A 26715-nucleotide genomic window follows, 5' to 3' on the forward strand; every position below is an offset into this window, starting at 1 on the left:
CATTTTCATATGAATAACGACAACGAGCTTGTCGCTTTCAACCTCGTACTGGCCGCTCTGAGATATAAAACTTCATCTTTTTTGCCGAAAAACCAGCTAAAAATCTTGTTAAACATATTGTCACCTGTAATGGAAAAGCCCACAGTAATAGGTGGGCTTTTTGGGAGTTGGCAATGTCTCGTAAACCTGTTTCACGGACGGTGAGGAGGGAGTCAGGAAACCCAACTCCACTACCCCGATTTTTTACTCATCCTGAGTAATAACGGCTTCCGCCAATGTGCGTCATCCCATGACGAGGACAATATGCAACAATAAACAAACAAATTCAATATGTATTTACTTACCTATTTAAAATTTTAATCATCAAAGAAAGTTTCAGCACCTATTAACGGGATTATTCTTGCTAAAACTTCATCAAACACGCCATCTTCCGCCTCAGTTTCAAACTTAACACTGAGATCTTTCCATGATAAAGTCTGGATTAGGCTTGCAGCCACAACACTCGGCGTATCAAGGTTATTCACAGATACTTCCGTTATTCCGCCTCTAATACTGGTACTGATAGGACAGCAAATAACAAGTCCTGTTTTCTTGCTGTATTCAATACTAGACAGAACCAACGCCGGTCGATACTTACCGATTTCTTTTCCCTTTTTTGGTTCAAAGTCCAGCCAAATTATATCGTTTCTTCTTGGTATGTAAGTTTTATTCATTCGCCTATTTCCATCCCCTCTATCTGTGCCAACTCATCCGAATGGGCATTATAAGAATCCATATTCTTCAGCAGGTAGCTCTCTGAAAATACACGTTTATTCTTCTTGGGTGACAAAACTAAGTTGCCGTTTTCAATAGATAGATCCAGCTTATGACCCGTCTCTACGCCGAGCTGCTTGAGAACAGCGGTTGGTATGATAATACCCTGACTGTTCCCCCATTTTCTGATCGCTACACTCATAATACACCTCCAATAACGCTTAACGTATAAACATAGTATAACTTCTTTTTCTAGGTGAACAAGAGTATTGTAGCAATTATAATCAGTCACCTTTATATACGTATTTACTTATTGATCACACACATTTATATATCTATCATTCACCGCGCTGGTACTCATCCAATGACTGCATAATTACCGCAAATTATTCAGTAAATGGTGACGATGGTTAGGTGTTAGCGCATCCTCCCCTGACAACAAACAAACTGCGCTCAAGACCAGTGACAAATGCGGAAACTTACGGGCTAATGACTTTTGACCGAGGATAAAGCAGGAGAAGGTGGCAGCGATCTAATAACTACCCATGCTTCAAGCCAGTGTGAATCAACTACCACACACCACGATTTTTCGTTTCAGGCTGCATGGATGCCGGGCATGACCTCTCCCAAATGAGGTTCTGCATATTTACCGCCCGTATTTTAAGACAGATTCTTATGGTTGGTATTTAAAGGCTGTAAAGCCAGAAGTGCGGGAAGCTCCGTAATTCTATGCCACCATAAGGTCATTAGACTTCTTCGGCCAAAAAAACAAAATTAGTTCAAATACCGCTTATTGCCTTGACCTACACCAATTTTTAACTCCCCCCCAAACAAAACAAGGAATTTGAACATGGCACCGTTTTGACGTACAATAAAGGAATCAATTTACAAATGGGGGGGCATTAATCATGAGCACAATAACAGAAAGAATCAATCTTCGCTTACAGTCTCAAGCTAAGCAGGCCATTGAACGAGCGGCAAGTTTTGAAGGTAAGACCATAAGTCATTTCATTTTGGCTTGTGCGTTGGCACAAGCTGAAAAAACTATTCACGAGCACGAAGTGATGCGTTTGAATCACCAAGATTCAGAGGTATTTTTTAATGCTTTAGATAACCCAGTCGATTTCAATAATAAACTGACCGCCGCTTTGTCGGAACATAGTCAAAGAGTTACCAATAAATGACCGATAGTTCAACACTTATTATATCGGCACTAGACAACAGCCATGACAGAGCCAGTTTTCATTGCGGTGTTCCTTTATTAGATGAATATATTCGAAAACAAGCCAAACAAGATGTGACACGTAGAATAAGTCGAGTATTTGTCGCTATTAATGTTACAGAACCAAACAAAATCATAGGCTATTACACACTTTCAGCTTTATCGGTTGAGTTTAGTGAACTACCGCCATCTCTCGCTAAGAAATTACCCCGAAGAGCTGTCCCGGCAGCATTATTGGGTAGATTGGCTGTTAATCAGACTACACAACAGGGGGGAGTGGGGAGAATGTTACTGGCAGACGCCATTAAACGCACACTGGCTATTACCGACATTGCGATTTATGCAATGATAGTTGATGCTATTGAGGGGGCACAAAAGTTCTATGAACAATATGGATTTATCCCCCTTACTACAGGAAAAAACAGATTATTCCTTCCGATGAAGTCCATTTGAAAAAGATGCCGAGCATGACCTCTCCCAAATGAGGTTCTGCATATTTGCCACAGATTCTTATGCTGAAAAGCCAGAAGTACAGGAAGCTTCGTAATTCCATGCCACCATAAGGTCATTAGAAACTATTCAGAATCTTTTTAAATCTGAATAGTTTTTCATATAAACTACTGGGATGAGAAAAATTTATGCCAGTGATATTAGTCGAGAAGTGTTCTCGGAAATTGAACCCCTGCTGCTTAGCAGCAGGAAGCGCACACGCCCCAGAAAAACCGATGTTTATGAGGTATTTTGTGCATTATTATATCTCCTCAAGAGCGGCTGTCAGTGGGATATGCTGCCCAGCGATTTTCCCGCCAAAAGCACGGTTTATTACTACTTCAAACTCTGGAAAGAGAAGCCGTCAGAAACAGAACCCAGCCTGTTTGAGCAAGCTTTAAAAAAATGTCGTTGGCGAGGTCCGTATCAGCAATGGTCGGAACGTCAACACCACTTTCGTGATAGTTGACTCGCAAAGTGTTAAGAACACGGACACCGCGCGCGAAAAAGGGTATGACGCGGGTAAAAAGGTTTCCGGTATCAAACGACACATTGCGGTGGACAATCAGGGTCTACCGCATGCGATAGTAGTCACGACAGCCAATGTGACGGACAGAAAAGGTGCCCTAATAACTTTTACCCGGCATAGGAAATCGCTTTCTTGCGTAACGAATGTTTTGGCGGACGGGGGTTACACGGGAGCAGCCTTCGCAGAGGAAGTGCATCATATACTGGGCGCGACCGTCGAGATCGCCAAACGGCGTGAACTCCATACTTTCAAGGTAATCCCAAAGAGATGGATAGTCGAACGTTCGTTTGCCTGGCAGAAAAGTGTCGGCGGCTGTGGAAGAACTGTGAGGAGGATTTGAATACCAGCCTTCAGTTAGTCAACTTAGCATTCCTTGCTTTGCTTTTGCGCAGGAAAGATACTGAATAAGCACTTAGACCCTTATTGTCATTTTAGAACCATCCCCTAGAGCAGCGTAAAATGCCCCCCGCTAGTCCATTATGGTAAATTCCTTGACCGATTATCGTTTATAAACGATAATCGTGTGATGAACGAGATCAAGCATTATATTGATAAAAATAATCGAAACTACTTTGCTGAGTGGCGTAATCAAATACGTGATATTAAGGCAAAGATTGCGGTTGACCGTCGTCTTATGCGAATAGAGTTAGGTAACTTTGGTGATCATAAACCTATTCGTGAGGGGGTTTGGGAGTTAAAAATTGATGTAGGTCAAGGCTACCGTATTTACTATGCCAAATCGGGTAACACAATAGTATTGCTATTATGTGGAGGTATCAAGAGAACTCAATCAGCTGATATTGAACGCGCATGTGTTTACTGGCGAGATTGGCAACAAAGAGATAACTAGGTTAGGAGATTGATATTATGAAAGATTTTTCACATGATAATTTTATGGCTGAAGTTTTTAAAAACGATCCAGCGTATGCGATTGAGTTACTAAATTCTATTTTAGCAGATGGGGAACAAGCGGAATTAATGATTGCTTTACGTCAAATGACAAAGGCATTTGGCGGAGTTCGTTCTGTTGCTGATACCGCTAATTTAAATAATACACAAATTTATCGTATGTTATCTGAAAATGGTAATCCTGCTTTTAGCAGTTTAAATTCTATATTAAGAGCTATGGGATTACGTTTAGCTATACAATCGATCAATGCGTGAAGAAAAACACAGGTCTTTTAAACAAGATGCACTGCGTGCCTGAGAAGCATATCAAGAGAATAGACTACACTTGACGTTTAAAGAAGCGGACAACTGGTTAGTTAAGCTCGAAGCAGGAGAAGATGCGGAGTTACCTGAATGCCACGTTTGATTTAGTATGAGTCAGTACAGATTATGTGGGTCTTGCGTCTGGTGCAACACAGCCAACACTTCAATGCCAGCCGGAACTTCCTGATAGTAAATAATGTGGCTCTCAACGGGAAAACTCCGCACACCAAAATAAAGATCCTCACTAGCTTCTGCGACATTAATTCCCCATCGGCGCATAGAAGAGAGTTTCCTATGAAAAGCAAGGAATTAGTTGCTTAACTTACTTATTCGATTATTGAATTAACTAACGTAATTAGTTAAAGTGAAAAAGCTATCGGCAAAATCCGATAGTCGGGAGGTCGCAGCCCCGTAAGTTCTCCACTGGTAGGATATTTCTACCAGTGCGCCTGCTATCGCACCTTCAATGGCGGTTCAGGCAGGGGAGACTCACGTCTCGCCGGTTGAGAACTCCGGTACTGCGAACCCTGTTTTGAATCGCCACCATCAATAATGAACAGAAGGGGAAGCAGGTATGACTCACACTCAAAAAGACTGGCACCCAGCCGATATTATTGCTGCATTATCCCGTGAATCGGGGTTAAGCTCATCAACATTAGCTAATACACTTTCCCGTCCTTGGCCTAAAGGGGAAATCCTCATTGCAACTCGTTTGGGCGTTGACCCTTCCGAAATTTGGCCGAGCCGATATTTTGATCATAATGGTCAACTCATTAAGCGGCTAATGCGTAAGCGTATTTCAGGATAATTGGGATTTTTCTTTTCAGAAAATAAACTTCATTGATTGGGTAAACTTCCGTATTCCCTGCACAGTCATGTCTGTTTTATGACTGGACAGTAAGACGTTTACTTACTCGACGGGTATTTGATTGATGAAAATAACAACGCCCCGAAGTGCAGCAACACTACCGAGGCGTCTAACCAACAACGTAAAAGAGACTTACGCGATGGCTAATGCAGAGTCTAACCAAACTCGCCTTGAATTAACATTCCTAATTGGATCAGGCAATCAACGACTGATGGATATTTACTCTATGCACCTTATCACCATTCAGGTGGTGAGCCATGAGTAAAAGTTCTCTTTCATTAAAACAGGCGGAATATCGTACACACTTAGCAACATCTGTATTCAGTTTCATTCTTGAAAAATATCAGGATGAGTGCTCAATTGACTTAAATAATTTGATCTTGCTGGCGCGTGATATTAATCAAGAAGTACAGAATACACTTTTGAAACATGCGCCACAGCCCTTGATAGTCACGTTATTGGGGTATGTGGGGCGTACACCGAAGAAAGCGATGCCTTTAGATCAGGCTATGTATCGTGCAGGGCTGGCAATCTCTTTATTTCAGGTCATTATTGACCAGATAGATAGCGATTGTTCGGAAGAATTACGCGATTTGATTTCACTGGCCTGTGATTTCAATCAGGAAGTCTATCATGCGCTTTATGCGGCTGTTTATGAGGAATAATTATGTGATTAGGCGGCTTAATGCCGCCTTAATTGGATTGGCTATTACACAAAATCGTAAACAGGGTCGTGAAGCTCATTCATTTGCTTCCTGTACACTCTCCCATATCACTAATCATCTTGCGCTGGAAAAACACTTCGTTGACCAACACACCGATCAATTGCCGCATGTTATCCTTATTTTCGCCGGTTTCAATGCACCGAAAAGCCCATTCCGCCAGTTCAAAAGATTGACCTTTATCATTCAACCGATGCCTGACGTGTTCGGTAAATTCTGTTTCAACAAAAGCAACTACATTCATGGGTTCTGACATTTTATCTCCGCAGATACTTATCATTTCCGCAGTGTTTATCAATGCCTTGCTCCCATAGTATTTATATATATTTCTTTAAGTGATCTTAGTAAAAATCCATTAAATATATATGGGAGCAAGGCAACTTAACTACACTGCGGCACTCACTGTTTTAGGTTTTCTTTTAACAACACGTTTTGCTCGAACTGGCGGAACATAACTACCGAGCTTCTTCATTACTTCAATTTCCACTTCACGGTTTATACAACCCACGCCACCAGAGAAACCACGGAATACCACCAGCATACTTCCGCCCGTATTCATCCTGCTTTCTTTGAATCCAAGCGCAACGTCAGGCTCAAGGAATGCAATACGGCCACCGACGATCATGACTATCTCATTGGCACTCTGACGAGTTTTGAGATACCACTTTGTATCGATGGATTGGGGGATCAGCATGACCGTAGTCACTCCCTTACTTTGTTCACGAATCGCGGCATCAATCCACGGTTCGATTTTGGAATAGGGCGGGTTCAAAAATGCCTTTGTGCCAGGCGTACCCCAACTGGATTTCAGCGCATCTTTTTCTACGCCGATAAAGTGGGGAAATAAGGCATTGTCTTTGTTACAGGCTACGTCCACGTCAAATTTCAAAGACAGGATTGTCTCGGTGGCATCAATGCACCATCGAGGAGTTCGCCACAAATCTTTGAGGGATTTGTCACGTTTTCTTTTCGCCGTTGTCGTCACTGTTACCATAAGTATTTAATTACCTATTTAAAACAATAATTTTATATCAAGCGATCCGATCTGCAAGCGTTGTTTTAAATATTCGGGGGTGGGGTCTATTTGAGCTTTTAAGACGTTTTCAGACATAAGCTAAGGCAAACGTATTGCTGCTACCACAAAACGTTTCCCTGAGTAGTTCTGGCGCTATTTTGAATATTGCTCTTTGTACAGCTTAACCAGAGGACTATCAGCTTTGAGTGTAACGTTTTTGCCGATACGATCCGCAATCCCAAGCGCCGGAAAAACAGCCATAAACTGACCCGCTTGTGTGCCAGCAGTACCAACCGGATAAGGACGAGTCGGGTTACTCATCATGTGAAGACGGAACACCTCAGAGGATGCCGTGTTCTTCTTAATGAGACACTCGATGCCTAATTGTGTGTACACAGACAACTCATTACCTCGTAAAACCCACTGGGCAATGTTAAGCACCTTTTCCTGCGCTTTTTTCGGGCACTTTTTTACGGCTGCTAACAGCACATCTTTGCTAACACCGATCTTTTCACAATCTTCTTCGGTCAGATCAGTCAGTTCAAAATGAGGGCGACTAGAAATTTTATGTTTACGTTTTTCTTTCTTCCTAGGTTCGGCGAGTTTTTCAGTTTCAATATCTTCTAAGGTGGTTGCCACAACAGGTTCTTCGGTAACAACTTCTAATTTAACTGGTTCAATTGCCGGTTTATCTGCCACATAAGTTTCCGACAAAGCCGCCATCGTCGCCTCAAGCTCATCAGTATCTTTATCAATAGTATCTAAACTAACAGATTCCGGTGTGGAAATAACTGGCTCAGACTCAACCACTTTGACAGGTGACAACGTTGAAAGCAGATCACTATCTTTCTTAAAATCCAATGCACTCAATTCTGCGGCCAACTTTTCAAGCTCATTTAACCCACTCAGGTCGTTATTTTTTGTCTCAACAGTTGGCTTAGATAACTCCCCACTGTCCAGAGCGGCCAGCATAGCTTCTAAAGATAAATTATCAGATTCGTTAACAGTCGTTGCGGTATTCATAGTCATTTACATTTTTCCTCTACTTTTAAGTAAGTTCGTTTGGCGCAATGATTATGGATGACTTGGGTAGGCGAGAAAGGAAAAGTGATAGGTGAGTCCAAATATGGAAAGGCTGGAAATTCCAGCCCTCATTTTAAAAAATTCCGCTAAGTGAGCTTAATGATTTACGATGGTCTGCGATATTTCGTTCTGATCACCGTATAAAACGATCCCAGACGTGTCGATTTGGTTTTCCAATTGACGAAGGTCATAAGCAGTTTGGAGACGTAACCAAAACTCAGGAGTGCTTCCCAATGCGGCAGCGATACGAATTGCTAGCGGTGGAGTTAACGCAGTTTTACCGGCAAGCAAGCGTGATATAGTCGCAGGCGTTACCCCTATATTGAGCGCAAAGCGACGGCCACTAACACCCATATCAGCCAAATCTCTGGCGATAATCTCTCCTGGATGGGAAATTTTAAACTGTCTCATTAGTGATAATCCTCATAATTCACAATGTAAGCATCACCGTTGATGAACTGAAAAGTAATGCGCCAGTTAGCTCGGATTGTAATAGACCAGTAACCTTCACGATCGCCTTTCAGCGGGTGAAGCTTGTAGATTTGACGGTTTAACTCGTTTATTTCATTTGCTGCGTCGATGGCTTGTAAACGGTCGTTAATCCTCTCGGCATCTTGCGCCAATACTCCTGAAGTCACGCCTTTTTCAAAAAGTTGCTTCAACCCTTTGTGCTTGAAAGATTTAATCATTATTCCAACCATATTACACTCTGTGTAATAGTATATTTCAATGTTGCACGTCGTGCAATGTTTATGATAAATAGGGTTAGCTTAAATAGGAAAGTTTTGAACCTGAGCCAAGCGGAACTATATTGGATTTAATTTGATCTTCGTTGGGTAACTGAAACAATCCATACTTATCACGGGCAGTAAAGAAGCAATCCATCATGAGTTGTGTATCATACAAAGCCCCATGAGCCTTTTCCTCGTCATATTCAAACCCAAGCGCAAAAGCCAACTCTCTCAGGTTAGGACGCTTACCGTCCTGCGTCGCCCATAAACCTTGAAGCATGGTGTCCATCCAGATAAGATCTTGTCTTAACGTCAGACCATGTAAACCTAACTCATGCTCAATGAATGGCTTATCGAAACCAAGACCATTATGTGCCACAATCACAGTGGCATTGTTAAGTATCGAGGCTATGGCATGTGCTTTACTTTTAAATAACGGCTCTGCGACCAGATCCGACAATTTAACGCCGGTAATTTCCTGAGCCTTTGCAGATAGTTCACGCTGAGGGTTGAAACGCAGTGCAATATCTTTAATAGCAGAGCCCGTAAGCAAGTCACGGGCGCATAATGCCACTTCAAAGATACGATGCCCGTCAGCGTATTCCAGACCTGTTGTTTCAAGGTCAAGACCAACGACGGTATACGTCATAGTTTCACAGCTCCATTTTTAGTGAATGTAATCGCTTTTGTGATCGCTGATTTCAACGCGGCCGGCTCATCATCTAAGACTTCTGACTTTTCCATCTTAGAACCGTCAGCTTTTACTACCATGTATGTAACTGTGCGAGAAAACATATCCAGTTTTAAAAAAACCACTGCACCTTTATGAGCAAATACCATAGGAAACTGATCTGCTTTATCGTTTTTCTGAATCTCTGTTAACGTCACATTCAAAACTTCACCAACATCACTATTTACCAAACCTTGAACCGCATCAAATACCGCATAGATAGCCATTTTCGCTTCATTGCGGGTAATAAAACGTTTCTCCAACCTAATTAGGATATTTTCAATTGATGCCAGCGTCTTGCGGTCAATCTCATCACGCAGATCGATCAGCTCATCTTCTGCGTTAGGGTAATTATCGTAGTTCATTGCTTCATCTGACATTTGTAAAATCTCTGTTATATGGTCAGCATATTTTCAGCCAACCACATAGGTATTAAAGGATTAATGGGAGGCGATGGTTTCGTACCCGTATGAATCGATATGCTTTTCGTAAACACCGATCAGTGAGTCCACCCGCTTCGACAAATTTTGAATGTGAGAGGGTATTGCCTGAAAGACGACGCCGGCAGTATTCGTGAACTCAGAAAAACGTCTCATTTCTCCTTCTATCAGACTTTCAATTTTGAGTCTGTAACCTAAATGAACAGAAGCTCTGTCCGTGCGTGTATCTGTCTGACCAGAAACAAAAGTCCCTCTTGCCATCACGATATTGCTAAAATGCTTTTCGGTCGCTAAACGTGATTCTGAAATGATATCGATAAGGGCAAACTCGATGTCATGACCCTCTTTCGTGTCAGTTGATATCGTCGGTGGTACATATGCCAGCGTATAAGCCATTACATCAATGGGAGTGCGGTCGGTGACAAAACTTTCTGTTGGATAGCTGGCAATCAACTCTTTGCATACTGTTTTCTGCATTCTGAAATATTCTGGCAGAGTCATTTCCGCCCGGCAGTCAAAACCGTTGCACTTGAGAATATGCCGTACACCTGAGTCAAAATAAGGAACGTCGGTTTGTTCAGAAAAGGCTTTGGCCAAAGTCGTTTTTCCCGACCCTTGAGCGCCACATAATCCAAGTCGAAATTGATGATTCATTCTTTTTGCTTCCAATACATAACATGATCAAACGCAGGTTCATTTTCTAACTCGTCGTAATAGTTCAACGTCATACGGCGGTTGAATGCGGCTTTAAGCTCATCCATCGGAAAAAAGGTGTCTGCGTCGGGCGTGTCATCTTCAATATGGGAGATAAAAGCGCGGTCAGCTATATTGATAAACTGACGATAGATCTCGGCACCTCCGATGATGTAAACAGAGTGCAACCGAGCCAGATCTTTCACTTCACTAGTATCACGAATAATCGAAAAGCCAGCCGGAACCCGATTAGGATCGCGTGATAGCACAAAGTTGAAGCGGTCTTTCAATGGCTTACCCAAACTTTCCGCAGTTTTGCGACCCATCACAACAATTTCACCAACCGTCTTATTCTTAAACAGTTTCAGATCGCGAGAACTATGCCAGGGCAGGGCGTTATTCACGCCAATGCCGTTGCCACGTCCTACAGCCGCAATAAGGGAAATCACACCGCACCTCTTGAGATCGAATAGACCGTTGGCCGATGCGGGTGGTTGCGAAAATCGTGTTCGTCCTGACGCTCAGTACAAAGCACAGCAATGATCTGACCGCCGTTCTCGCGCAGATGTTCTTTAACCGCTTTCATTTTGAAATAACGACCCATCTCTTTCGGTTTAGGCAAATACAGATAGTCAAAGAAGACGCCTTGCTCTTTAAGCCAAGCCTCGGTTTGCTCCTTATATTCAGCAGGGCGGTCGTCAACAATCAGAATGTCACAGCCAGTGCGCTGAAACCCTTTAAGCATACGAACGGAGGCAATGATCGCATCATCGCGCTCATGTCTTTCGTTGTATTCAATAAAACTGCCTTCTTTCATCAGATGAAGACGGTCTGAGTTGTCAGAAAGCACACCGTCTATTGTGCAAATAACTAAAGGTTGCATATGAAATGTCCTTATTTTGCTACTGGGGCTTTAATCCACGGATGAGATTGATAACCAAAGATACTGATCCCCTGCCAATTGAAGTCACTCAGCTCTTTCCATGACTCAGGGAACACAACGATAGGATCGTTTTCAGCAATATCTTCACGCTTCATATACGTATCAACGCCTTCTGCGTGATTGTTATACAAGTGAACATCAAAGCCGAAATGCGAGAAACCCGCCGCCATGTGATCGGTAATGTGGGCTAAAAAATGCGTAATAATGCTATAACCAGCAATGTTAAAAGGCATACCGACAAAGGTATCAACGCTGCGCTGAACCATTCCGGTATTTAGAACGCGACGAGGGATGTTGTAATGGTCAAGCCATTTGTGCGTTAACCCATCCATAAAGCAGTTGTAATCGTGATTGTTGCTCTCCATCACTGGCTTAATTGCCAGCGCGAAAGAGGCATACTTGGAATCGACGTTGTGATCGATATGATTTACGCCGATATTGAATGCCATCATGAGACGATTAACGGGATCTAATTCACGACTCCATGCGCCGAAAGCAAAGTGACAAGGAGGCAAAGCCATATCTTCCAATTCACCCACATTCCACGCTAACATAATGTTACGGCGGTTTTCAGGGTCATTACGCAGATTGTCCACAATGCGTTGTAACTGGTCGATTTCACGGGTGACAACTAAACGTCCGTCTGTCAGTTCGCCATCGACCACATAACCCCTGTGTTTGATTTGCTCAAACTGTTCAGGGGTAACTACGCGAGTATCACGCCATTTACGCCATTGCTTTCCGTAGACAGGCCCAAGGTCGCCATTTTCATTTGCCCACAGATCCCAAATCTTCACGCCATTTTCATTCAGGAAACGAACGTTTGTCAGCCCTCTGAAATACCACTCAAGTTCAACCAAAAGAGGATGCTGATTAACGGCTTTGCCTGAAATCATCGGCACAAGACCACCGTTTAAATAGTAAAAGCTCGGAATAAAAGAGATGCCAGATGTACCGACACCAGTTCTCTCAGAGCTTGAAGGAAAGCCGTTGACGACAATATCCGCTACGATATCGCGGTATGACTCGTCATTAATCAGAGACAGGTTGTTTTTTGGTGATTTTTTTTCAGTCATTTTTTATTTGCTATAGATATGTATTTACTTACTATATTTTATATAAGTTAGTTAGGCAGTAAACAAAAAAAAGCACACTCGAAAAGTGTGCTTACAATCGGCTATCGCTATTACCGGAACGACAGCAAAATTAGTTCAATTCAAAATAAATAAGGCGACACAAATATAATACGTATTTACTTACTTATCAATAATTTTATGCTAATTCTGTGCATTGTTTTAAGAATGGTGTTAAATCAACCGGTGTGTAACTCGGTGACTTCAAAATCTTGCCGTCAGAAATACGATAACCGATCAGCCCATCACGAGAAATACATGTACGAAATGCCAAATCATCGGCGTCATACTTACAGTTCTCAACTTGTTCTTTGCGAATCGTTGCGTCACTCGACCAAAGTTTAGACATGTTAGATTCATGAATCGTGGTCGTCAGTTCAACAAGATCCACCCCTGAAATACCTAACAGGTAATAGAGTAAGTGCAGAGCATCTGCGATAGCCGCCGGAAACAGAACCAAATCCTCTATAGCCGTTGCTACATTCCCTCTATCCATATTATCAGCCAATAATTCCAACTGATCAGCGATACAAATTGAGTGCTCGAATGCTGACTTCATATCATCCATAAAGCCAGATGAGAGGTTATGTTGCGTATTTTTTGTCAATGATTCTTTCTTGTAATCAAATGCAAGCGCGTGGCTTAAAGATCCGCCTAACATAACCAGAGTACCGGTCAGAACGTAAACGGTATCACCGGCAGCGTCCAGTATTTCAATGCTGTCATTTTCGTTAATCGCCTTAACACCCTCTTTGGCTTCTTCACGGATCAAATTGGCGCGTAGGCGGAACATATCAGCAGTGACCTCGTTACTTTCAATAGGATGCTCAAACACCTGATGAAACTCTTTAACCATATCGTAAAAGCTACTGATATACCCAGAATTTCTAATCGGCTGTTTTTCAGTTGGGTTTAGCTTCATGGTTGCGCTTGTTTTCTTCATTATATTATTTCCAAAAATAAAATATTTTTATTATTTATTAATTTATATAGATAATAAATGAACGACAACTCCCGTCACTCATTTATCGCAGGTGTCGTCAGATTTCAAAGCCAGACAATGCTCCAGTGTTGACCTGAGAGTCTATTTGACCAGTCAGATAATCCGCTTTCTCCGTTTCTTGTGGGGCAACCTGAACGTTATCTGATAGTAACCAATTGTTCACCCAAGGTAACGGGTCGTGGCTAATCTCTGCAAACACCGCATCAAATCCAATTCGTTTCATTGCGACATTGGCACGGTATTTCACGTATTCTTTGAGCATATCGGCATTCAGGCCAATCATAGAGCCATCTTTAAACAGATAATCAGCCCAATTCATTTCCTGTTCAGCCACCGAAACCATCGTGCGAATAACAAAATCACGGTTCCGTTCCGCAATTCGCTTCCACATTTCACCCTCGCGGCCGTTGTACATCAGTTTGAGCATTTCCTGAGTGACATGGCAATGCAACGCTTCATCACGGGCAATAAACTTCATGATCTTTGCGTTGGCTTCCATCACACCACGCTCACCAAAAGCAAACGTACAGGCGAAGCTGACATAGAAGCGAATAGCCTCAAGTGTATTGACCGCCACCAATGTTTTAAATACCTGCTCCTGAATCGTCTCTTCACCGTACTGACGCTCAAATTCCTCAACGCCAAGATATTCACGAGTAACAAACAGCTTAATCAGGCGATCATATTCTTCTGACACGGATGAGGCGCGTGCGAGGATCATTTCATCTTCAACAATGCCGTCAAAGATAGTTTCAGGATCAGTAACCAGATTACGGATAATGTGCGTGTAACTGCGACTGTGAATCGTTTCAGAGAAAGACCATGTTTCGATCCATGTTTCCAGTTCCGGCAGTGAACAGATAGGCAGAAAGGCAATATTTGGGGCGCGTCCCTGAACAGAATCCAGCAGAGTTTGATATTTCAGGTTAGCAATAAAAATGTGTCGCTCATGTTCAGGCATATTTTGGTAGTCGATGCGATCTTTACTCACATCCACTTCTTCCGGTCGCCAGAACAGGCTCAGTTGACGTTCAATCGCTTTTTCAAACAAACGGTGTTTTTGCTGATCGTAACGAGCCACGTTCACACTCAAACCGAAAAACATAGGTTCTTTAGTAGCATCATTCTTGGCTTGTCGAAATACGGAATAACCTGACATATTTTTTCCTTTTTGTGTAAATCTTTTGTATTTTGTATCAGTCAATTAGGCACTCAAGATGAATAAAAAGGTGAGCATAAGCCCACCTTTATTCCGTGCATTCAGGAATTAGATTTTGCAGGCATCGCCACAATCATCACCGACCGGCGCCATTGGGGTTTCACGCTCATCTTCCTCACCAGAGCGGTCACGGGTATTGTGGTAATAGAGTGTCTTAACGCCCATTGAATAAGCCATCAGCAGGTCACGCAGAAGCTCATCCATAGGTACACGACCATTAGGATAAATTTCAGGGTCATAATTAGTATTCGCGGAAATGGACTGATCCACAAACTTTTGCATGATCGCAACTTTTGTCAGATAACCTTTGTTACTGCCCATCTGCCAGAGGTATTCGTATTGGTCTTTCAGACGCTCAAACTCCGGCACAATCATACGAACAGTGCCTTCTTTGCTCATCTTCACTGACATAGGTCCACGAGGTGGCTCGATACCATTGGTACTGTTTGTGATCTGGCTTGAGGTTTCGCACGGCATCAGCGCCGAAACAGTTGAGTTACGTAAACCATACGCTTTGATATCAGCGCGTAACGCTTCCCAATCCATTTTCAGCGGTTCAGTTACACCAACAGCCGCCTTATCCAATTGCTTCCTATAGTGGCCGATTGGTAGCTCACCATTGGCATAACGAGTTTCATTAAACAAAGAGCATTCGCCGAATTCTTTAGCCAACCGATTAGATGCTTTGAGCAGGTAATACTGGAATGCTTCAAATGTGTCATGAACGAACTGATCACCGGCAGTGTCAGAATATTTGAAACCGTTTTTCGCCAAATAATAGGCAAGGTTTGTCACGCCAACACCAAGACTACGGCGATTCTTGGTCGAGTTCTCAGCCGCTTTAACAGGATATTTCTGGTAATCCAACAACGCATCAAGCGCCGACACAAGCAAGAATGACAGGTGTTCCAGCTCATCGAGGCTTTCAATTGCACCCAAGTTAAACGCTGACAACGTACACAGAGAAATCTCACCGTTTGGATCGTCCATGTATTCAAGCGGTTTTGTAGGTAACGCAATTTCCATACAAAGATTGGATTGACGAACAGGAGCTACCGCCGGATTAAATGCCCCGTGAGTGTTCATGTGGTCTACGTTAGCAATATAAATACGACCGGTAGAAGCGCGTTCCTGCATGATTGATGAAAACAATTCCACAGCCGGTACGCTAATCCGTTTAATGCTTTCATCAGCCTCAGCCGCTTCATACAGACGGGCAAATTCAGCCTGATCAGAGAAAAAAGCATCGTACATACCAGGCACGTCATTCGGACTAAACAGAGAAATGTTTTTGCTTTCAGTGAGGCGTTTATACAGAAGACCATTAATCATCACACCGTAATCCATGTGACGAACACGGTTTTCTTCAACGCCACGGTTATTTTTCAGCACCAGCAGATTTTGTGTTTCACGGTGCCATAGTGGATAAAACGCAGTAGCCGCCCCGCCACGAACACCACCCTGAGAGCACGATTTGACAGCCGCTTGGAAATATTTCAGGAATGGAATGACGCCAGTGTGGTTTGCTTCACCACCACGGATCTCACTGCCCAAGGCACGAATAGCACCGAAGCCAAGACCAATACCAGCACGTTGAGATACATAGCTCACGATTGCTGATGCCGTTGTGTAAATCGATGGCAGAGAGTCACCTGCTTCCATCACCACACAAGAGCTAAACTGCCGGGTTGGGGTACGTAAACCCGCCATAATAGGCGTCGGCAAAGAGAGTTTGAACGTCGATGTAGCGTCGTAAAAGTCTTTCACCATTTGTAAGCGAGTGTCTTTGTTCCAGTTTTGGAAAAAACACATAGCTGAAAGTATGTAAACATGCTGAGGCGCTTCGTACAGCTCGCCAGTAACACGGTTCTGAACCAGATATTTGCCGCGTAACTGAACGGTGGCCGCATAGCCGAACAAATCATCACGCTCAGGATTCAGATAATCACCGAGTTCGTTAATCTCTTTAGATGTGTATTTAGTCAGTAGTTCTTTATCATACTTTTTACGATCAACATTACGCTGGATATGCTCAAGCAGATTAGGATAATCGTAACCACCAAAGGCTTCTTTACGGATTAAACCTATATTTAATTTCGCTGCTACACGGCTATAGTTTGGTGAGTTGACAGAAATTAGATCAGCCGCAGCTTTCACCATGAGGGAGTGAATATCCGTTGTTTTAATGCCATTCTTCGCGCTGATATGCACTTTCATTGCGATAGCTGATGCGCTAACACCATCGATTCCCTCAGTTCCATACATAGCAACACGATTGAATTTCTCAGTATCGAACGGTACTTGTGATCCGTCACGTTTAGTAACAAATAAGGTCATTTACATCATTCCACGTTGTTTGTATTTTATTTATGATAGGTATGTGATTACGTATTATCAACCACACAAAAACAATATCTTGTGTGGTTGATCTATAAGTGTTCAATATGTGGGTTTATAACAGAGAGGAAATAACCGTAGAAATTTGACGATATTGATCAGTTTGAATACCGGTATGAATTGCCGCAACAGCATCGGCCAGATGTTCATTTTTATTTACCAGCTTAACAACGCCTTTTTCCTTTCTTCTGAGCCAAGGCGCTTCTGGATGCTTGCCAACAGCCCATTCGATAATTTCTTCTTTCGTGGTTGTTTTTTTATTCGCCACAAACTGCTTAATTTCGATAGGCGTTACCTGAATCAATGGCTTATCGATACATGCCAGAACACCAATGCAAATACCGTATGACGTCTGCGCACGGCTTGATTGGCTACCAACAGGCAATTCACAAAACACTAATTGAGCCTGATCGATAATTGGCTTTGCTGTTTTCCAAATCTCGCTTGCACGGCGTAAATCGTCGCTGTTTACACGCACTGACTTCTTATCGCTGGATTCTGTCTGTACCAGCTCCATACGTTCAATTTTGACAATCTGATTAGTGGTGATATCCAGCTCACCGAATACAACACCGAAATTACTCATACTCGGATCTATGCCAGCGATTTTGATTATTTTACTCATGTAGTTACCTGTTTGTGATTGATTTAAAATGAACCGAATGCGAATGAACGACCGTTAACCGATATACTTGCTGACTCATTCATTGGTTTTGGTTTAACTGCCGGCGTTTCTTTTGGTAAAGATAATTCCTGCTCTGTTGATTCATCCGATAAAATTATCCCTGTGGAATAACCATCGGAAAGCAACGCTATTTTCCCTAACTCACCCGTTATTTTTGAATTCTCGTGATTAACGACAGCTTTAAATGAAAAACTCTCTGTATGTAAGCTGAATTCGTTGCTTAAATCCGTTTTACAGAGTTTTTCTGGTATAACTGGCGTTATCCCATTCTCAACTTCATAAAAGCTGTCTGAGAGCGATTTAGACATATTCCCGATAGCTGAATGGTAATAAGCGTCATACCCAAGTTCTTCATTCAACAAAAGATGGTCTGCTTTCGCGTAAATTAACTTGCGATTATCCTCGATATTGTCTGCGTCAAGATCGGGTGTGTATGCCATCAGGATAAAATCACTTTTACCGCCTAAAACGGTATGAATCCGTGTAATGGAAACTAAAAGATCTGTAACACCGTCCAGCATTTTCATTGATAACCAGTTGTCAATTTTATCTACAACCTCTTTACCAAATACTTTTCTGAGCTTTGAGCTATGCCAGTTATTATCAGTGATCGTAATCCGACCTGATTTATCATCATCGGCAAAATCCAAACCCACCTTGGCTATATGGTGATTTTCATTTGCTGGCTGTTTGTATTTCACAGCCGGCTCAACAATGCCTCTAATGTCAGCGAAAATACGCGGCAAGCGGGAAATATCCGCAACTGCTACCGCTAAAATGGTAGCTTGTTGAATTGGTAACTTAATGGACATACGAACGACCGCCTTTAGATTCAACCGTAATTGTTTCTCTGAACCATGATTTCATTTCTTTGTGAGAGATAATCATCACGGTTCCGCGTTCACGGGCTTTGACTTCGAGGATTGCCATTAATCGCTCAAGACCAGCAATATCCAAGGCATCATCGATTTCATCACCGATAAATAACTGGATATTCTTAGTAGCTCGGCTGGCAACTAAATCCTGCAATGCTAAGGCGGTGGCAATACGGACTTTACGCTTCTCACCACCGGATAATCCGGCAAACGACTTGGAGGCACTTTCTTTAGAAACAGAGATATTGAATTTGTCTTTGACTTCACCTTTTTTTGTGGTTTCCATCGTAGACCAAACCGCTGTTATCAATCCGTCTGAAAGCGTATTAAGATATTCCGCCGTTCTTGCATTCAGGAAAGGAGTAACATTGGATAAAATATGGCTACGGACACCAGACGGAGAAAACACTTTCCGTGCATGTTCCAACAAGGCACATTCGTCATCTAATGTTCCTTTGTTTTTCTTTAAAGTCTTTAAATTATCTTTCAGGAGCGCGGCTTCGTGTTTTGTCTTTTCAATAAGCGCGGTAAACGGATTTAACTCAGCTTCAATCGTCTTTAATTTCTCAATTTCAGCTTTCAAGGCACGCTTGCCGGCTAGTTCATCGTTGGTCGATTTTTCAATGTAAGTACGCTGTCTTTGGAATACGGCGATCTTTTCCATTTCTGTGTCAACGTTAGGTCGAGTGGCTTTCAGAGCATTAAGTGCCGTTTCTGCTCTGGCGATTTGGTCGGTTACGGCGGTTATTTCAGGCGCTAGTTCGGTAGTAATACGTGCTATATCAGCTTTCGCTTTTTCGATATGAACTTTTTTTACCGTTTCTAAATCACTCTCACAGTATGGTTTCCCGCATTCAGTACATGGCACACCCACTTTAGCCGAAACCTCGGTGGCGTTCGTCATGGCGCGTTTTGCCTGAGTTTTCAGACGGTCGATTTCGTTTTGTTTAATTGTCTGCGTTGAACGAGCTTTGGCAATTGCAGATTCCAGTTCACTGACTTTACGGTCATGCCCAGTTACGCCAGAAATACTGGCACGTAATCCCCTTATCTTTTCATCAATCGACTCAAGAGTAGGATTGTCACGGTTGGATAACTGTAGTTCGGCTAAATTTATTTCCGCCGCACCAATTGCTTTCTTCGCTTCATCAATCCGCAATTTGCGACCGGCTTCCCATGTCTCAGCGGAATTTAAGGTTTCTTCCGCAGTTTCGAGGGCACTACTGAAAGAGCGATCCATAATCGTAATCTTGCCGGCTACACCATCACGCTCTGCCAATTTTGCGTTATGGCGATCACGGGCAATCTCATAGGAATGAGTTAAACGATCCACACCAGCAGCCTCTTCAACAATCGCTTTCAGGTTCTTATCTGTCATGCCGGGTAAATCGGGCATATTTTCCTGACTGGCATAAATTGAAGCCAGAAAGACGTCTTTTGAGGCTCCGATTAGTTTCTCGATAAATTCCTGAGTGAGTTTATCTGTGCCTTTGGTGAGATCGCCATCTTCACATGAAACTATCAAACGGTTTTTATTCGCGGTATGAGCACGATGTCGCATGATTGAGTAACGTTTCCCGTCTTCATCTTCGACGATGATAGCGACACGACAGTTCTTTTCATGATCGGTACTGAGCACATCATCAGCTTTTAAACCGTTGGCTGTTTCGCCATATAATCCCCAACACAGGGCGTTCATTAACGTTGACTTACCGGAACCATTACTGTTCGCAGAGGTATCATCGGTGTTTTTGCCTTGGATAAGGATCAAACCACGGTCGTTTAGTTCGACTTTTGCTTCCGCTATACGCATGAAGTTTTCTGCCGTCATTTTGATAAATTTCATTATTCTTTGCCCTCTGCCTGAGATAACACATCGTCACAAATCGCTGTCAGTTTGGTTACATCAATCGAGGTGTCGCTTTTTCCCATTAGAATGCAGTAGTTGCCAACCGATTCTTTCAAGCTGTCAATTTTGGCTGTACCCGCTGTTGCTGTCGTCGCGCCAACCAGAGCTGATTCCTTAGTAAAGTTTCTCGTTACACCGCTTGCGCCGAGTAATTTCACCATTTCTTCAATTTTTTTACCTTCTTCATCGTCTTTGATTACGGCGCGGATGCGAACGTAATTCCCTTTGATTGCCGATTCTTCCATATCGCCGTCTAATTCGAGGAAAACAGGGGCTTGTGTTGAGTATTGTGAATATGATCCATCAGCATTAATCAACATATAACCCGCTGTAGTGCCAATATCGCCCCAATTCTGATGCGTCAGTGCTCCGATAGAGATAACGCCGGGAATGACCTCTTTGTGGTTGTGATAATGGCCGGAAAGGACATAGCGGAAACCCAAACCTTCAAATTCTTCGGCTTCCATTCCAACATCTGGCATACCCGGTATCGCTTTATTGATTGAGGTATGGATGATCAGGTCATTTGGAACAGTGGGATCGAGTGTTTTTGCCAACTCTTTAACGGTGTTTAAAAGCTCTTTGTGATCGTTGTACCAGCTAATCATGTGAACTTTAACACCATCGATATCGAACGTTTGAGGTGTCTTAGAGCACACAATCTTCGCGCCAATTTTGGTAAATGATGCTGAGGCGTTGGCTGAGAACACAGAATCATTGGTTTCTAAGTCGTGGTTGCCAGCGAGAATATAAACATCTAAACCGAGCGTATTTATGATCCAATCATACAACTCAGATGTGAAGTGCAGGACGGTTGGGGCAATTGAACCACGAACATGAAATACGTCACCACCATGAAACAGAGCTTTTGCACCAGCTTCTTTAGCGGCAACTGCGGCTTCTCGCGTGGCATCTAACTGTATTTTTAATCGAGAATTCATACCATCATGAGCGGTTGAAGCAAAGGCATCCCATACATGGTAGTGCGTATCAGATATTAAGCCGTATAACGCTTTCTTCATCTTTCTTTCACCTTTAAATATGTAAATAAATACGTATTACCATTCAAATGGTATCAGAATAGAAAAGGCGAGAAAGTAAAAATATAAGGCACTCAATATATTGAGTGCCTTTTTAGTGTATAGGCTGGCTTACAGGTTCCTATGCCATGAAAGATTAATTACCTTGCTTTCAACATTTTCCGGTGTATCACCAAGCTTCTTATCAATTTTATCGATGAGTTCATGCGAAACGTTCTCAATATAGATTGCGGTCAACTTGGAATCTGGCTTTAAGAAGTGTCCATAAGACTTACGGATCACTCTTTCGACTTCATCAACTCCTTTTCCGGCCATAGCAATGTGGTTAAATTGAGCGTGTACTTCCAGCATCTTATCGATTCCACCTGAGATAACGCTTTTCACTTTGCCAAATCGAATGATATCGCCAGATTTTGAATCTGTAAGAGCTACAACTTTCCCTTTTACCAATCGTTCCTGCCACGTTGTACCTGCTCTTAATGTATTAAATATTGAGAAGTGAAGACCAACGTAAGGGGAGCAAAAGGGGATTGAGGGCACGAATCTAGCACATGTTCTGATAACTGCCTCAGCATGACCTTCTGTGAACGATAAAGCGCGTTGGATAGGACAATTTGAAATGATAGAACATACCTGACACAAGTGGTCATTTCGGGATCGTACTGATTTAGGCTCTATAGTGTAGACGCCTTTTTCTAAGAGTCTTACACGTTTATTTTTTTGTTGAGAGTCAGTCATGATTTACCTTATTTGTATTTTACTAAGGCGATCATAGCTGAAAAGAAATGGCTTGTGCCGATTTGCCTGGTTTTAGTCTTCCTCAATACAAGATGGTGATTGTCAATCAATTATCATTTCCTCCCTGATTTTGATCAATGATATTCATAGTTTTTCCTATAACGTATTTTGTTTGATTTGTATTATTTGCCAATGAGTTAAAGGTTAAATTGGGATACGACGGTATTTTATGAATGTTATTCACACGACCGATCCAATAATAAGTTCCAAATAGATCATTATAAAGATCAATAAAGATCCCCGATCTCCGCAGAGTTTGTGGCACAAGGCCTTAAGTGGTATCAGCGACCACTGTAGAGAGGTAATAGACCTCTAAGGAGAGTGAGAATGACTACTGTAGTCAGCAAAATGACGGCTTAAAAGAGCAACTGTGACCACTATAGGGAGAGGCTCCATATTTTTATTCACTAGCGAGTTATTCAGATATCCACAAGATAGATCCAATAATAGCTCCTATGAGTTCCCAAAGATCCTTGTTGCTGATTACGTATAAATATCAATAGGTTTAGTTACTTAATGACCACTATAAAGTGTAATCCGACCACTATAAAGAGTAAATAAACCACTATAAACATTAGTGACACGACTACTATAGATAGCAATAATAAACCACTATAGAGAGTGTTCTACTCAGAGTGTGGGAGGTAATTTATGTCTGAAAATTCAATAGCTAATGTCAATCTAGCTTCTGCATTAACAGAAGTAAACAAAGAAACCGGTGAGCTAATTACACTGACACCGAACACCAATAATACCGTTCAGCCTGTCGCATTGATGCGGCTAGGATTGTTTGTCCCTACTTTGAAATCCACGAACCGAAGTAAACGAAATCTCATGTCGTCAATGGATGCAACTGAGGAATTGAAACAACTTTCTCTTGCAAAATCAGAGGGATATAACAATATCAAGATAACTGGAGAACGGCTTGATATGGACAATGACTTTAAAACATGGGTCGGGATCATACACTCGTTTGCAAAGCATAAAGTGATAGGCGATAAAGTCACCCTTAAATTTGTCGATTTTGTAAAACTCTGTGGTATTCCGTCTGCCAGATCATCAAAACGCCTGAGAGAACGTTTGGATGAATCACTCCGGCGAATAGTCTCTACTACACTCTCTTTTACTAATGATTCAAAGTCTTATCATACTCACCTCGTTCAGTCAGCTTACTATGATATGAAAGAGGATACGGTGACAATTCAGGCTGACCCGAAGATATTTGAGCTGTATCAGTTTGACCATAAGGTATTACTGCAATTACGGGCAATTAACGAATTAGCGCGTAAGGAAAGCGCTCAGGCACTTTATACGTTCATCGAGAGTTTACCCACCAGTCCAGCTCCCGTATCAATGGCGAGGCTTAGGGCACGGTTAAATCTCAAATCCCGCCCCAATACTCAGAACGCTACTGTCAGACGAGCATTAGAGCAATTAAAAGAGATCGGCTATCTAGATTGCACAGAGACTAAAAAAGGTAATTCAGTTTACTTCCTAATCCACGAACGGACTCCTAAGCTCAAGAAAAACAAGCCAATTAAAACAGTTAAGAAAGCAAAGACCACTAAAGGAAGTAAGACCACTATAGAGAGCGATGATACTATTTTGGCTGAATTGACAAGGGAAGAACTTGAATTGTTAAAAAAAATCAGAAAATCAAATAAATAGCAAATTAACGACCGCTATAGAGAGTAAAAACAGAAGACCACTATGGAGAGTAATTTCTCATTATAGAGGTCTTTTTTATGCAGCATGGGTTGCAATTGAGATAACGTACCTTGATTTTTGGAATTGTTACGGTGTAACCATCATCTTTCTTGCTATAGTGGTTTTTTATAACATGTTGTTATATTTATATTTTTATCAAACAAAGCAGATGATGAATAATACGGTCACTTATCCTGACAGTAAATCGCGTATCGGTATCGACCACTATAGAGAGAATAGGTGCTCTTTATAGCGGTCTTACAAATCAAATATTTTTCAAAAGGGTAGGGTGGTTGACGCATTGGCTGATGAAGGCAAACAAAATGCTACTGTGCCGGCAAATATCCAAAGAACAATAAAGAAAGCAAAGGCTACTTTACGCATCTTTCTTTTCCAAAGCAGCTCGAACAAGAGAGTCTTTTGCTTCTAGTAGTTTTCGAAGGCCGACAGACTTCTCAGCGGAATCAGGTAGCATTCCGTCCATTTGAACAGCCAAGTCACCAACTGGCTTACTGACAGACTGTAAATTAGCTGGAAGATGGTTGTACGCGAAGTATTTGATAATAGGTGATGCCATGTCATTTCCTTATTCTGGCTATTTCCGATTTAATATGAGGTGCACAGAAGAAAATCCACAACCAGCATTTTAGGAATGCTTTTGATATGTTGCGGCGAACCAATGACTCGAACATTAATCCGGCACCGCCGATGTAAAGTAAACCCATCAATACGATAAAATTATCCATCCTAGCACCATTAGGTAAGTGAATACATATTTTATAAGTTGTGAAAATAAAGGTAAAGTTACATTGTATAAACCTGCACATTCAATGCTTGTTTAAATTCTTATTTTTCATAATTAACCTCATTTAGATAAGTTTATTGTTTTCTTATTGATGTTATTTTCTCAAAATAAAAAAGGCACTCAATAGAGCGCCTTTAAAAAGTGAGATTAGTTTTGAGAGCCAAATCTTGCGTCCAATTGCCGACTGATTACTTGAAGTGTATACTTAATATACACATAATGGAGGTATACCTATGAAGCATAGAATTAGCGTAACCGTAGATAGAGAGCATTATCAGGTACTTAGTTCTTCCGGGATAAATATTTCTGGTCTAGTAAATGACGCCATAGGAAAAGAAGCCCGCAGGATAAAGGCCGAAAAGTGGAAAGCAGATAACCGAGAAGGTATGGCGGAAGTTGCAGAATTTATAGCACAATATGGTTCGTTCGCTGAAGAAAACAGGAATTGGTGATATGCAATTCATTGTTTATGAATACAAGCGGGCAAGCCATTACAAAATGTTTGTCGATGTACAAAGCGATATCATCGATACTCCTGGGCGGCGTATGGTCATCCCTTTGATTGAATCCCGCCATCTTTCTGAAAAAGTGAATAGCTTATTGTTTCCTTTGGTTAGAGTCAACGATGAGGATTATCGGGTGATGACGACCGAACTATCAAGCGTGTCTGTAAACGTTATTGGAGAGGTCATTACCGACGTTAGCAGTGCCGCCGACGCGATTAAGAACGCCATCAACCTCATATTCCCCAGAACATGAGGTTGATGGCGCAATTGACCACTATGGTTAGTAATGTAATGGGTTTTGTAGCCGTCATCACTTTTATTATCTCAGATTTGAGCTGACAGCTTTCTCATGCAGCACACAACACACAATCAAATCTTACAGTCAGCTCATAGCTGACTGTAAGATTACAACACCTATCCTGTTGCTTTAATACCAGCCATTCTCTGCTATTTGGCATCCGAGCGAAAAGATTTCATCTTGGTAATCTCTAATAACTTGCTCTATGGATTGCTTTTGTTCAGTCGTTAAAGAGTCCCAAATTTCAATAATAGGCTTATCGTGTTCTGACCATTCTATTGGGGGTTCATTATCCTCTGGAGCAGTCGGAATTTGCGTTTTTACGTTGATATCAGGCGATTGACTTGACGGAGTACATGAAATATCACCCACTATCACTCTTACAATACCTGTTCTATCACGAAGGATAATGTTGTTGTTATACAGCTCCATACGCTCTCCTTTAGAGCAGTAAACATCAGTTTCTGATTTTTTCTGTTTTTCCACTAGTGATACCGTGAAGTGCATGAAGCCTGATGGGGCAGTTCAGATGTAAACAAATCAGTACCAATTGAGTTCGTTACACTCATCGATACAATCCCGAAAGAAAGAGACTGTTTCATTGTGTAACCCAAGCTGTCTATGCAATTTGTTGGCGCAGTTCTTTCTTGATTAGCCATTGTCTTTCGCCTTTTTGTTCAATTGAATAAGTGATCGTTTTGCATTCGCGGCATTGCGAATATAAAAAAGACGTTCCTGAAAAAACTCTTTCTCTTTAGGTACATGCTTCAAAAATGAAAGATTTGCTTCTAACGATTGCCTATACATTAATATTTCAAACATAATTGTAAGTAAGTGAATACATATTGTTTTGGTATAATAATGATCTAAAGCAGGTATACAAGAAATTTATATAAGAGTTAAAGGCGGG

General features: G+C 41.9%; 33 protein-coding genes and 1 pseudogene. 10 read left to right on the plus strand and 24 right to left on the minus strand.

The window, feature by feature from the left end:
- Window positions 1-356 precede the first annotated feature (356 nt).
- On the minus strand, window positions 357-713 hold the full coding sequence (locus Xsze_RS20295; RefSeq protein WP_038234262.1) for a type II toxin-antitoxin system PemK/MazF family toxin: 357 nt from the start codon (window positions 711-713) through the stop codon (window positions 357-359).
- Window positions 710-955 (minus strand): AbrB/MazE/SpoVT family DNA-binding domain-containing protein, encoded by a 246-nt coding sequence (locus Xsze_RS20300; protein WP_038234264.1) that lies wholly within the window; start codon window positions 953-955, stop codon window positions 710-712. Before Xsze_RS20300 ends, Xsze_RS20295 begins: the two co-directional genes overlap by 4 nt.
- Before the next feature lie 706 nt (window positions 956-1661).
- On the opposite strand from Xsze_RS20300, the gene Xsze_RS20305 reads away from it, so the two are divergent.
- From Xsze_RS20305 to Xsze_RS20325, 5 genes and pseudogenes are all read left to right on the plus strand, one after another.
- Complete coding sequence (locus Xsze_RS20305; protein WP_038234267.1) at window positions 1662-1937, plus strand: type II toxin-antitoxin system TacA family antitoxin; 276 nt, start codon at window positions 1662-1664, stop codon at window positions 1935-1937.
- Window positions 1934-2428 (plus strand): GNAT family N-acetyltransferase, encoded by a 495-nt coding sequence (locus Xsze_RS20310; protein WP_038234268.1) that lies wholly within the window; start codon window positions 1934-1936, stop codon window positions 2426-2428. The genes Xsze_RS20305 and Xsze_RS20310 overlap by 4 nt, the downstream gene beginning before the upstream one ends.
- 172 nt (window positions 2429-2600) lie before the next feature.
- Window positions 2601-3401, plus strand: a pseudogene (locus tag Xsze_RS20315) (IS5 family transposase).
- 118 nt (window positions 3402-3519) lie between these two features.
- Window positions 3520-3843, plus strand: a complete 324-nt coding sequence (locus tag Xsze_RS20320; protein ID WP_038234273.1) for a type II toxin-antitoxin system RelE/ParE family toxin — start codon at window positions 3520-3522, stop codon at window positions 3841-3843.
- 17 nt (window positions 3844-3860) lie between these two features.
- Window positions 3861-4157, plus strand: coding sequence for a helix-turn-helix domain-containing transcriptional regulator (locus Xsze_RS20325; protein WP_038234275.1), 297 nt, complete (start codon window positions 3861-3863; stop codon window positions 4155-4157).
- Window positions 4158-4319: 162 nt separating this feature from the next.
- Here Xsze_RS20325 and Xsze_RS21920 read toward each other — a convergent pair whose 3' ends face one another.
- Window positions 4320-4484 (minus strand): type II toxin-antitoxin system RelE/ParE family toxin, encoded by a 165-nt coding sequence (locus Xsze_RS21920; protein WP_143707594.1) that lies wholly within the window; start codon window positions 4482-4484, stop codon window positions 4320-4322.
- Between the two features lie 295 nt (window positions 4485-4779).
- Between Xsze_RS21920 and Xsze_RS20335 the strand changes: the two genes are divergently transcribed.
- Together Xsze_RS20335 and Xsze_RS20345 are read left to right on the plus strand one after the other, a co-directional pair.
- Window positions 4780-5013, plus strand: coding sequence for a helix-turn-helix domain-containing protein (locus tag Xsze_RS20335; protein WP_038234277.1), 234 nt, complete (start codon window positions 4780-4782; stop codon window positions 5011-5013).
- 317 nt (window positions 5014-5330) lie between these two features.
- Window positions 5331-5738 carry a hypothetical protein gene (locus Xsze_RS20345; protein WP_038234280.1) on the plus strand — a complete coding sequence of 136 codons (408 nt, stop codon included), beginning with the start codon at window positions 5331-5333 and terminating at the stop codon, window positions 5736-5738.
- Window positions 5739-5817: 79 nt separating this feature from the next.
- On the opposite strand, the gene Xsze_RS20350 is transcribed toward Xsze_RS20345, so the two are convergent.
- From Xsze_RS20350 to Xsze_RS20440, 19 genes are all read right to left on the minus strand, one after another.
- Window positions 5818-6051, minus strand: coding sequence for a hypothetical protein (locus Xsze_RS20350; RefSeq protein WP_051462266.1), 234 nt, complete (start codon window positions 6049-6051; stop codon window positions 5818-5820).
- A gap of 129 nt (window positions 6052-6180) precedes the next feature.
- A complete protein-coding gene (locus tag Xsze_RS20355; RefSeq protein WP_038234282.1) occupies window positions 6181-6789 on the minus strand; it encodes a phage N-6-adenine-methyltransferase in 609 nt (202 codons plus the stop codon).
- Window positions 6790-6963: 174 nt separating this feature from the next.
- Window positions 6964-7839, minus strand: a complete 876-nt coding sequence (locus Xsze_RS20360) for a hypothetical protein (RefSeq protein WP_051462267.1) — start codon at window positions 7837-7839, stop codon at window positions 6964-6966.
- A 150-nt stretch (window positions 7840-7989) separates the two neighbouring features.
- Window positions 7990-8304, minus strand: coding sequence for a HigA family addiction module antitoxin (locus Xsze_RS20365; protein WP_038234284.1), 315 nt, complete (start codon window positions 8302-8304; stop codon window positions 7990-7992).
- Window positions 8304-8582 carry a type II toxin-antitoxin system RelE/ParE family toxin gene (locus Xsze_RS20370; RefSeq protein WP_038234379.1) on the minus strand — a complete coding sequence of 93 codons (279 nt, stop codon included), beginning with the start codon at window positions 8580-8582 and terminating at the stop codon, window positions 8304-8306. The genes Xsze_RS20365 and Xsze_RS20370 overlap by 1 nt, the downstream gene beginning before the upstream one ends.
- Before the next feature lie 76 nt (window positions 8583-8658).
- Complete coding sequence (locus tag Xsze_RS20375) at window positions 8659-9273, minus strand: 3'-5' exonuclease (protein WP_071991734.1); 615 nt, start codon at window positions 9271-9273, stop codon at window positions 8659-8661.
- Complete coding sequence (locus Xsze_RS20380) at window positions 9270-9734, minus strand: hypothetical protein (RefSeq protein ID WP_051462268.1); 465 nt, start codon at window positions 9732-9734, stop codon at window positions 9270-9272. Before Xsze_RS20380 ends, Xsze_RS20375 begins: the two co-directional genes overlap by 4 nt.
- Window positions 9735-9794: 60 nt before the next feature.
- Window positions 9795-10448 (minus strand): AAA family ATPase, encoded by a 654-nt coding sequence (locus Xsze_RS20385; protein WP_051462269.1) that lies wholly within the window; start codon window positions 10446-10448, stop codon window positions 9795-9797.
- Window positions 10445-10936 (minus strand): dihydrofolate reductase, encoded by a 492-nt coding sequence (locus tag Xsze_RS20390; protein ID WP_051462270.1) that lies wholly within the window; start codon window positions 10934-10936, stop codon window positions 10445-10447. Before Xsze_RS20390 ends, Xsze_RS20385 begins: the two co-directional genes overlap by 4 nt.
- Window positions 10933-11370 (minus strand): HAD family hydrolase, encoded by a 438-nt coding sequence (locus tag Xsze_RS20395; protein ID WP_038234287.1) that lies wholly within the window; start codon window positions 11368-11370, stop codon window positions 10933-10935. The genes Xsze_RS20390 and Xsze_RS20395 overlap by 4 nt, the downstream gene beginning before the upstream one ends.
- A gap of 11 nt (window positions 11371-11381) precedes the next feature.
- Window positions 11382-12506: a thymidylate synthase gene (locus Xsze_RS20400; protein WP_038234289.1), complete on the minus strand. Its 1125-nt coding sequence runs from the start codon at window positions 12504-12506 to the stop codon at window positions 11382-11384.
- Between the two features lie 196 nt (window positions 12507-12702).
- The gene (locus Xsze_RS20405; protein WP_038234292.1) at window positions 12703-13506 is read right to left on the minus strand and encodes a nucleoside triphosphate pyrophosphohydrolase family protein; all 804 of its coding nucleotides are present in this window, start codon (window positions 13504-13506) and stop codon (window positions 12703-12705) included.
- Between the two features lie 97 nt (window positions 13507-13603).
- Window positions 13604-14725, minus strand: coding sequence for a class Ia ribonucleoside-diphosphate reductase subunit beta (nrdB, locus tag Xsze_RS20410; protein ID WP_038234294.1), 1122 nt, complete (start codon window positions 14723-14725; stop codon window positions 13604-13606).
- Window positions 14726-14833: 108 nt separating this feature from the next.
- Window positions 14834-17122 carry a class 1a ribonucleoside-diphosphate reductase subunit alpha gene (nrdA, locus tag Xsze_RS20415; RefSeq protein WP_038234296.1) on the minus strand — a complete coding sequence of 763 codons (2289 nt, stop codon included), beginning with the start codon at window positions 17120-17122 and terminating at the stop codon, window positions 14834-14836.
- Window positions 17123-17237: 115 nt separating this feature from the next.
- Window positions 17238-17807, minus strand: coding sequence for a RuvC family protein (locus Xsze_RS20420; RefSeq protein WP_038234298.1), 570 nt, complete (start codon window positions 17805-17807; stop codon window positions 17238-17240).
- 23 nt (window positions 17808-17830) lie between these two features.
- The gene (locus Xsze_RS20425) at window positions 17831-18679 is read right to left on the minus strand and encodes a hypothetical protein (RefSeq protein WP_038234300.1); all 849 of its coding nucleotides are present in this window, start codon (window positions 18677-18679) and stop codon (window positions 17831-17833) included.
- Window positions 18669-20588 (minus strand): AAA family ATPase, encoded by a 1920-nt coding sequence (locus Xsze_RS20430; RefSeq protein WP_038234302.1) that lies wholly within the window; start codon window positions 20586-20588, stop codon window positions 18669-18671. Before Xsze_RS20430 ends, Xsze_RS20425 begins: the two co-directional genes overlap by 11 nt.
- On the minus strand, window positions 20588-21673 hold the full coding sequence (locus tag Xsze_RS20435; RefSeq protein WP_038234305.1) for a metallophosphoesterase family protein: 1086 nt from the start codon (window positions 21671-21673) through the stop codon (window positions 20588-20590). The genes Xsze_RS20430 and Xsze_RS20435 overlap by 1 nt, the downstream gene beginning before the upstream one ends.
- A 129-nt stretch (window positions 21674-21802) precedes the next feature.
- Window positions 21803-22429, minus strand: coding sequence for a hypothetical protein (locus tag Xsze_RS20440; RefSeq protein ID WP_038234308.1), 627 nt, complete (start codon window positions 22427-22429; stop codon window positions 21803-21805).
- A gap of 711 nt (window positions 22430-23140) precedes the next feature.
- Here Xsze_RS20440 and Xsze_RS20445 point away from each other — a divergent pair.
- On the plus strand, window positions 23141-24157 hold the full coding sequence (locus Xsze_RS20445) for a RepB family plasmid replication initiator protein (RefSeq protein ID WP_038234310.1): 1017 nt from the start codon (window positions 23141-23143) through the stop codon (window positions 24155-24157).
- Window positions 24158-24572: 415 nt separating this feature from the next.
- Here Xsze_RS20445 and Xsze_RS20450 read toward each other — a convergent pair whose 3' ends face one another.
- A complete protein-coding gene (locus Xsze_RS20450) occupies window positions 24573-24773 on the minus strand; it encodes a hypothetical protein (RefSeq protein WP_038234311.1) in 201 nt (66 codons plus the stop codon).
- A 461-nt stretch (window positions 24774-25234) separates the two neighbouring features.
- Between Xsze_RS20450 and ccdA the strand changes: the two genes are divergently transcribed.
- Window positions 25235-25453, plus strand: a complete 219-nt coding sequence (gene ccdA, locus Xsze_RS20455; RefSeq protein ID WP_038234313.1) for a type II toxin-antitoxin system antitoxin CcdA — start codon at window positions 25235-25237, stop codon at window positions 25451-25453.
- A gap of 1 nt (window position 25454) precedes the next feature.
- Complete coding sequence (gene ccdB, locus Xsze_RS20460) at window positions 25455-25760, plus strand: type II toxin-antitoxin system toxin CcdB (RefSeq protein WP_038234315.1); 306 nt, start codon at window positions 25455-25457, stop codon at window positions 25758-25760.
- A 174-nt stretch (window positions 25761-25934) separates the two neighbouring features.
- Here ccdB and Xsze_RS20465 read toward each other — a convergent pair whose 3' ends face one another.
- On the minus strand, window positions 25935-26291 hold the full coding sequence (locus tag Xsze_RS20465) for a hypothetical protein (RefSeq protein ID WP_143707595.1): 357 nt from the start codon (window positions 26289-26291) through the stop codon (window positions 25935-25937).
- Between the last annotated feature and the right edge of the window lie 424 nt (window positions 26292-26715).

The sequence above is a fragment of the Xenorhabdus szentirmaii DSM 16338 genome (genome assembly GCF_002632585.1).
GTDB classification, from domain to species: Bacteria; Pseudomonadota; Gammaproteobacteria; order Enterobacterales; family Enterobacteriaceae; genus Xenorhabdus; species Xenorhabdus szentirmaii.

Bases quoted from the DNA above. Each gene is read 5' to 3' on its own strand.
- Xsze_RS20295 (WP_038234262.1), bottom strand. From the start codon at position 713: ATGAATAAAACTTACATACCAAGAAGAAACGATATAATTTGGCTGGAC.
- Xsze_RS20300 (WP_038234264.1), bottom strand. From the start codon at position 955: ATGAGTGTAGCGATCAGAAAATGGGGGAACAGTCAGGGTATTATCATA.
- Xsze_RS20305 (WP_038234267.1), top strand. From the start codon at position 1,662: ATGAGCACAATAACAGAAAGAATCAATCTTCGCTTACAGTCTCAAGCT.
- Xsze_RS20310 (WP_038234268.1), top strand. From the start codon at position 1,934: ATGACCGATAGTTCAACACTTATTATATCGGCACTAGACAACAGCCAT.
- Xsze_RS20320 (WP_038234273.1), top strand. From the start codon at position 3,520: ATGAACGAGATCAAGCATTATATTGATAAAAATAATCGAAACTACTTT.
- Xsze_RS20325 (WP_038234275.1), top strand. From the start codon at position 3,861: ATGAAAGATTTTTCACATGATAATTTTATGGCTGAAGTTTTTAAAAAC.
- Xsze_RS21920 (WP_143707594.1), bottom strand. From the start codon at position 4,484: ATGCGCCGATGGGGAATTAATGTCGCAGAAGCTAGTGAGGATCTTTAT.
- Xsze_RS20335 (WP_038234277.1), top strand. From the start codon at position 4,780: ATGACTCACACTCAAAAAGACTGGCACCCAGCCGATATTATTGCTGCA.
- Xsze_RS20345 (WP_038234280.1), top strand. From the start codon at position 5,331: ATGAGTAAAAGTTCTCTTTCATTAAAACAGGCGGAATATCGTACACAC.
- Xsze_RS20350 (WP_051462266.1), bottom strand. From the start codon at position 6,051: ATGTCAGAACCCATGAATGTAGTTGCTTTTGTTGAAACAGAATTTACC.
- Xsze_RS20355 (WP_038234282.1), bottom strand. From the start codon at position 6,789: ATGGTAACAGTGACGACAACGGCGAAAAGAAAACGTGACAAATCCCTC.
- Xsze_RS20360 (WP_051462267.1), bottom strand. From the start codon at position 7,839: ATGACTATGAATACCGCAACGACTGTTAACGAATCTGATAATTTATCT.
- Xsze_RS20365 (WP_038234284.1), bottom strand. From the start codon at position 8,304: ATGAGACAGTTTAAAATTTCCCATCCAGGAGAGATTATCGCCAGAGAT.
- Xsze_RS20370 (WP_038234379.1), bottom strand. From the start codon at position 8,582: ATGATTAAATCTTTCAAGCACAAAGGGTTGAAGCAACTTTTTGAAAAA.
- Xsze_RS20375 (WP_071991734.1), bottom strand. From the start codon at position 9,273: ATGACGTATACCGTCGTTGGTCTTGACCTTGAAACAACAGGTCTGGAA.
- Xsze_RS20380 (WP_051462268.1), bottom strand. From the start codon at position 9,734: ATGTCAGATGAAGCAATGAACTACGATAATTACCCTAACGCAGAAGAT.
- Xsze_RS20385 (WP_051462269.1), bottom strand. From the start codon at position 10,448: ATGAATCATCAATTTCGACTTGGATTATGTGGCGCTCAAGGGTCGGGA.
- Xsze_RS20395 (WP_038234287.1), bottom strand. From the start codon at position 11,370: ATGCAACCTTTAGTTATTTGCACAATAGACGGTGTGCTTTCTGACAAC.
- Xsze_RS20400 (WP_038234289.1), bottom strand. From the start codon at position 12,506: ATGACTGAAAAAAAATCACCAAAAAACAACCTGTCTCTGATTAATGAC.
- Xsze_RS20405 (WP_038234292.1), bottom strand. From the start codon at position 13,506: ATGAAGAAAACAAGCGCAACCATGAAGCTAAACCCAACTGAAAAACAG.
- nrdB (WP_038234294.1), bottom strand. From the start codon at position 14,725: ATGTCAGGTTATTCCGTATTTCGACAAGCCAAGAATGATGCTACTAAA.
- nrdA (WP_038234296.1), bottom strand. From the start codon at position 17,122: ATGACCTTATTTGTTACTAAACGTGACGGATCACAAGTACCGTTCGAT.
- Xsze_RS20420 (WP_038234298.1), bottom strand. From the start codon at position 17,807: ATGAGTAAAATAATCAAAATCGCTGGCATAGATCCGAGTATGAGTAAT.
- Xsze_RS20425 (WP_038234300.1), bottom strand. From the start codon at position 18,679: ATGTCCATTAAGTTACCAATTCAACAAGCTACCATTTTAGCGGTAGCA.
- Xsze_RS20430 (WP_038234302.1), bottom strand. From the start codon at position 20,588: ATGAAATTTATCAAAATGACGGCAGAAAACTTCATGCGTATAGCGGAA.
- Xsze_RS20435 (WP_038234305.1), bottom strand. From the start codon at position 21,673: ATGAAGAAAGCGTTATACGGCTTAATATCTGATACGCACTACCATGTA.
- Xsze_RS20440 (WP_038234308.1), bottom strand. From the start codon at position 22,429: ATGACTGACTCTCAACAAAAAAATAAACGTGTAAGACTCTTAGAAAAA.
- Xsze_RS20445 (WP_038234310.1), top strand. From the start codon at position 23,141: ATGTCTGAAAATTCAATAGCTAATGTCAATCTAGCTTCTGCATTAACA.
- Xsze_RS20450 (WP_038234311.1), bottom strand. From the start codon at position 24,773: ATGGCATCACCTATTATCAAATACTTCGCGTACAACCATCTTCCAGCT.
- ccdA (WP_038234313.1), top strand. From the start codon at position 25,235: ATGAAGCATAGAATTAGCGTAACCGTAGATAGAGAGCATTATCAGGTA.
- ccdB (WP_038234315.1), top strand. From the start codon at position 25,455: ATGCAATTCATTGTTTATGAATACAAGCGGGCAAGCCATTACAAAATG.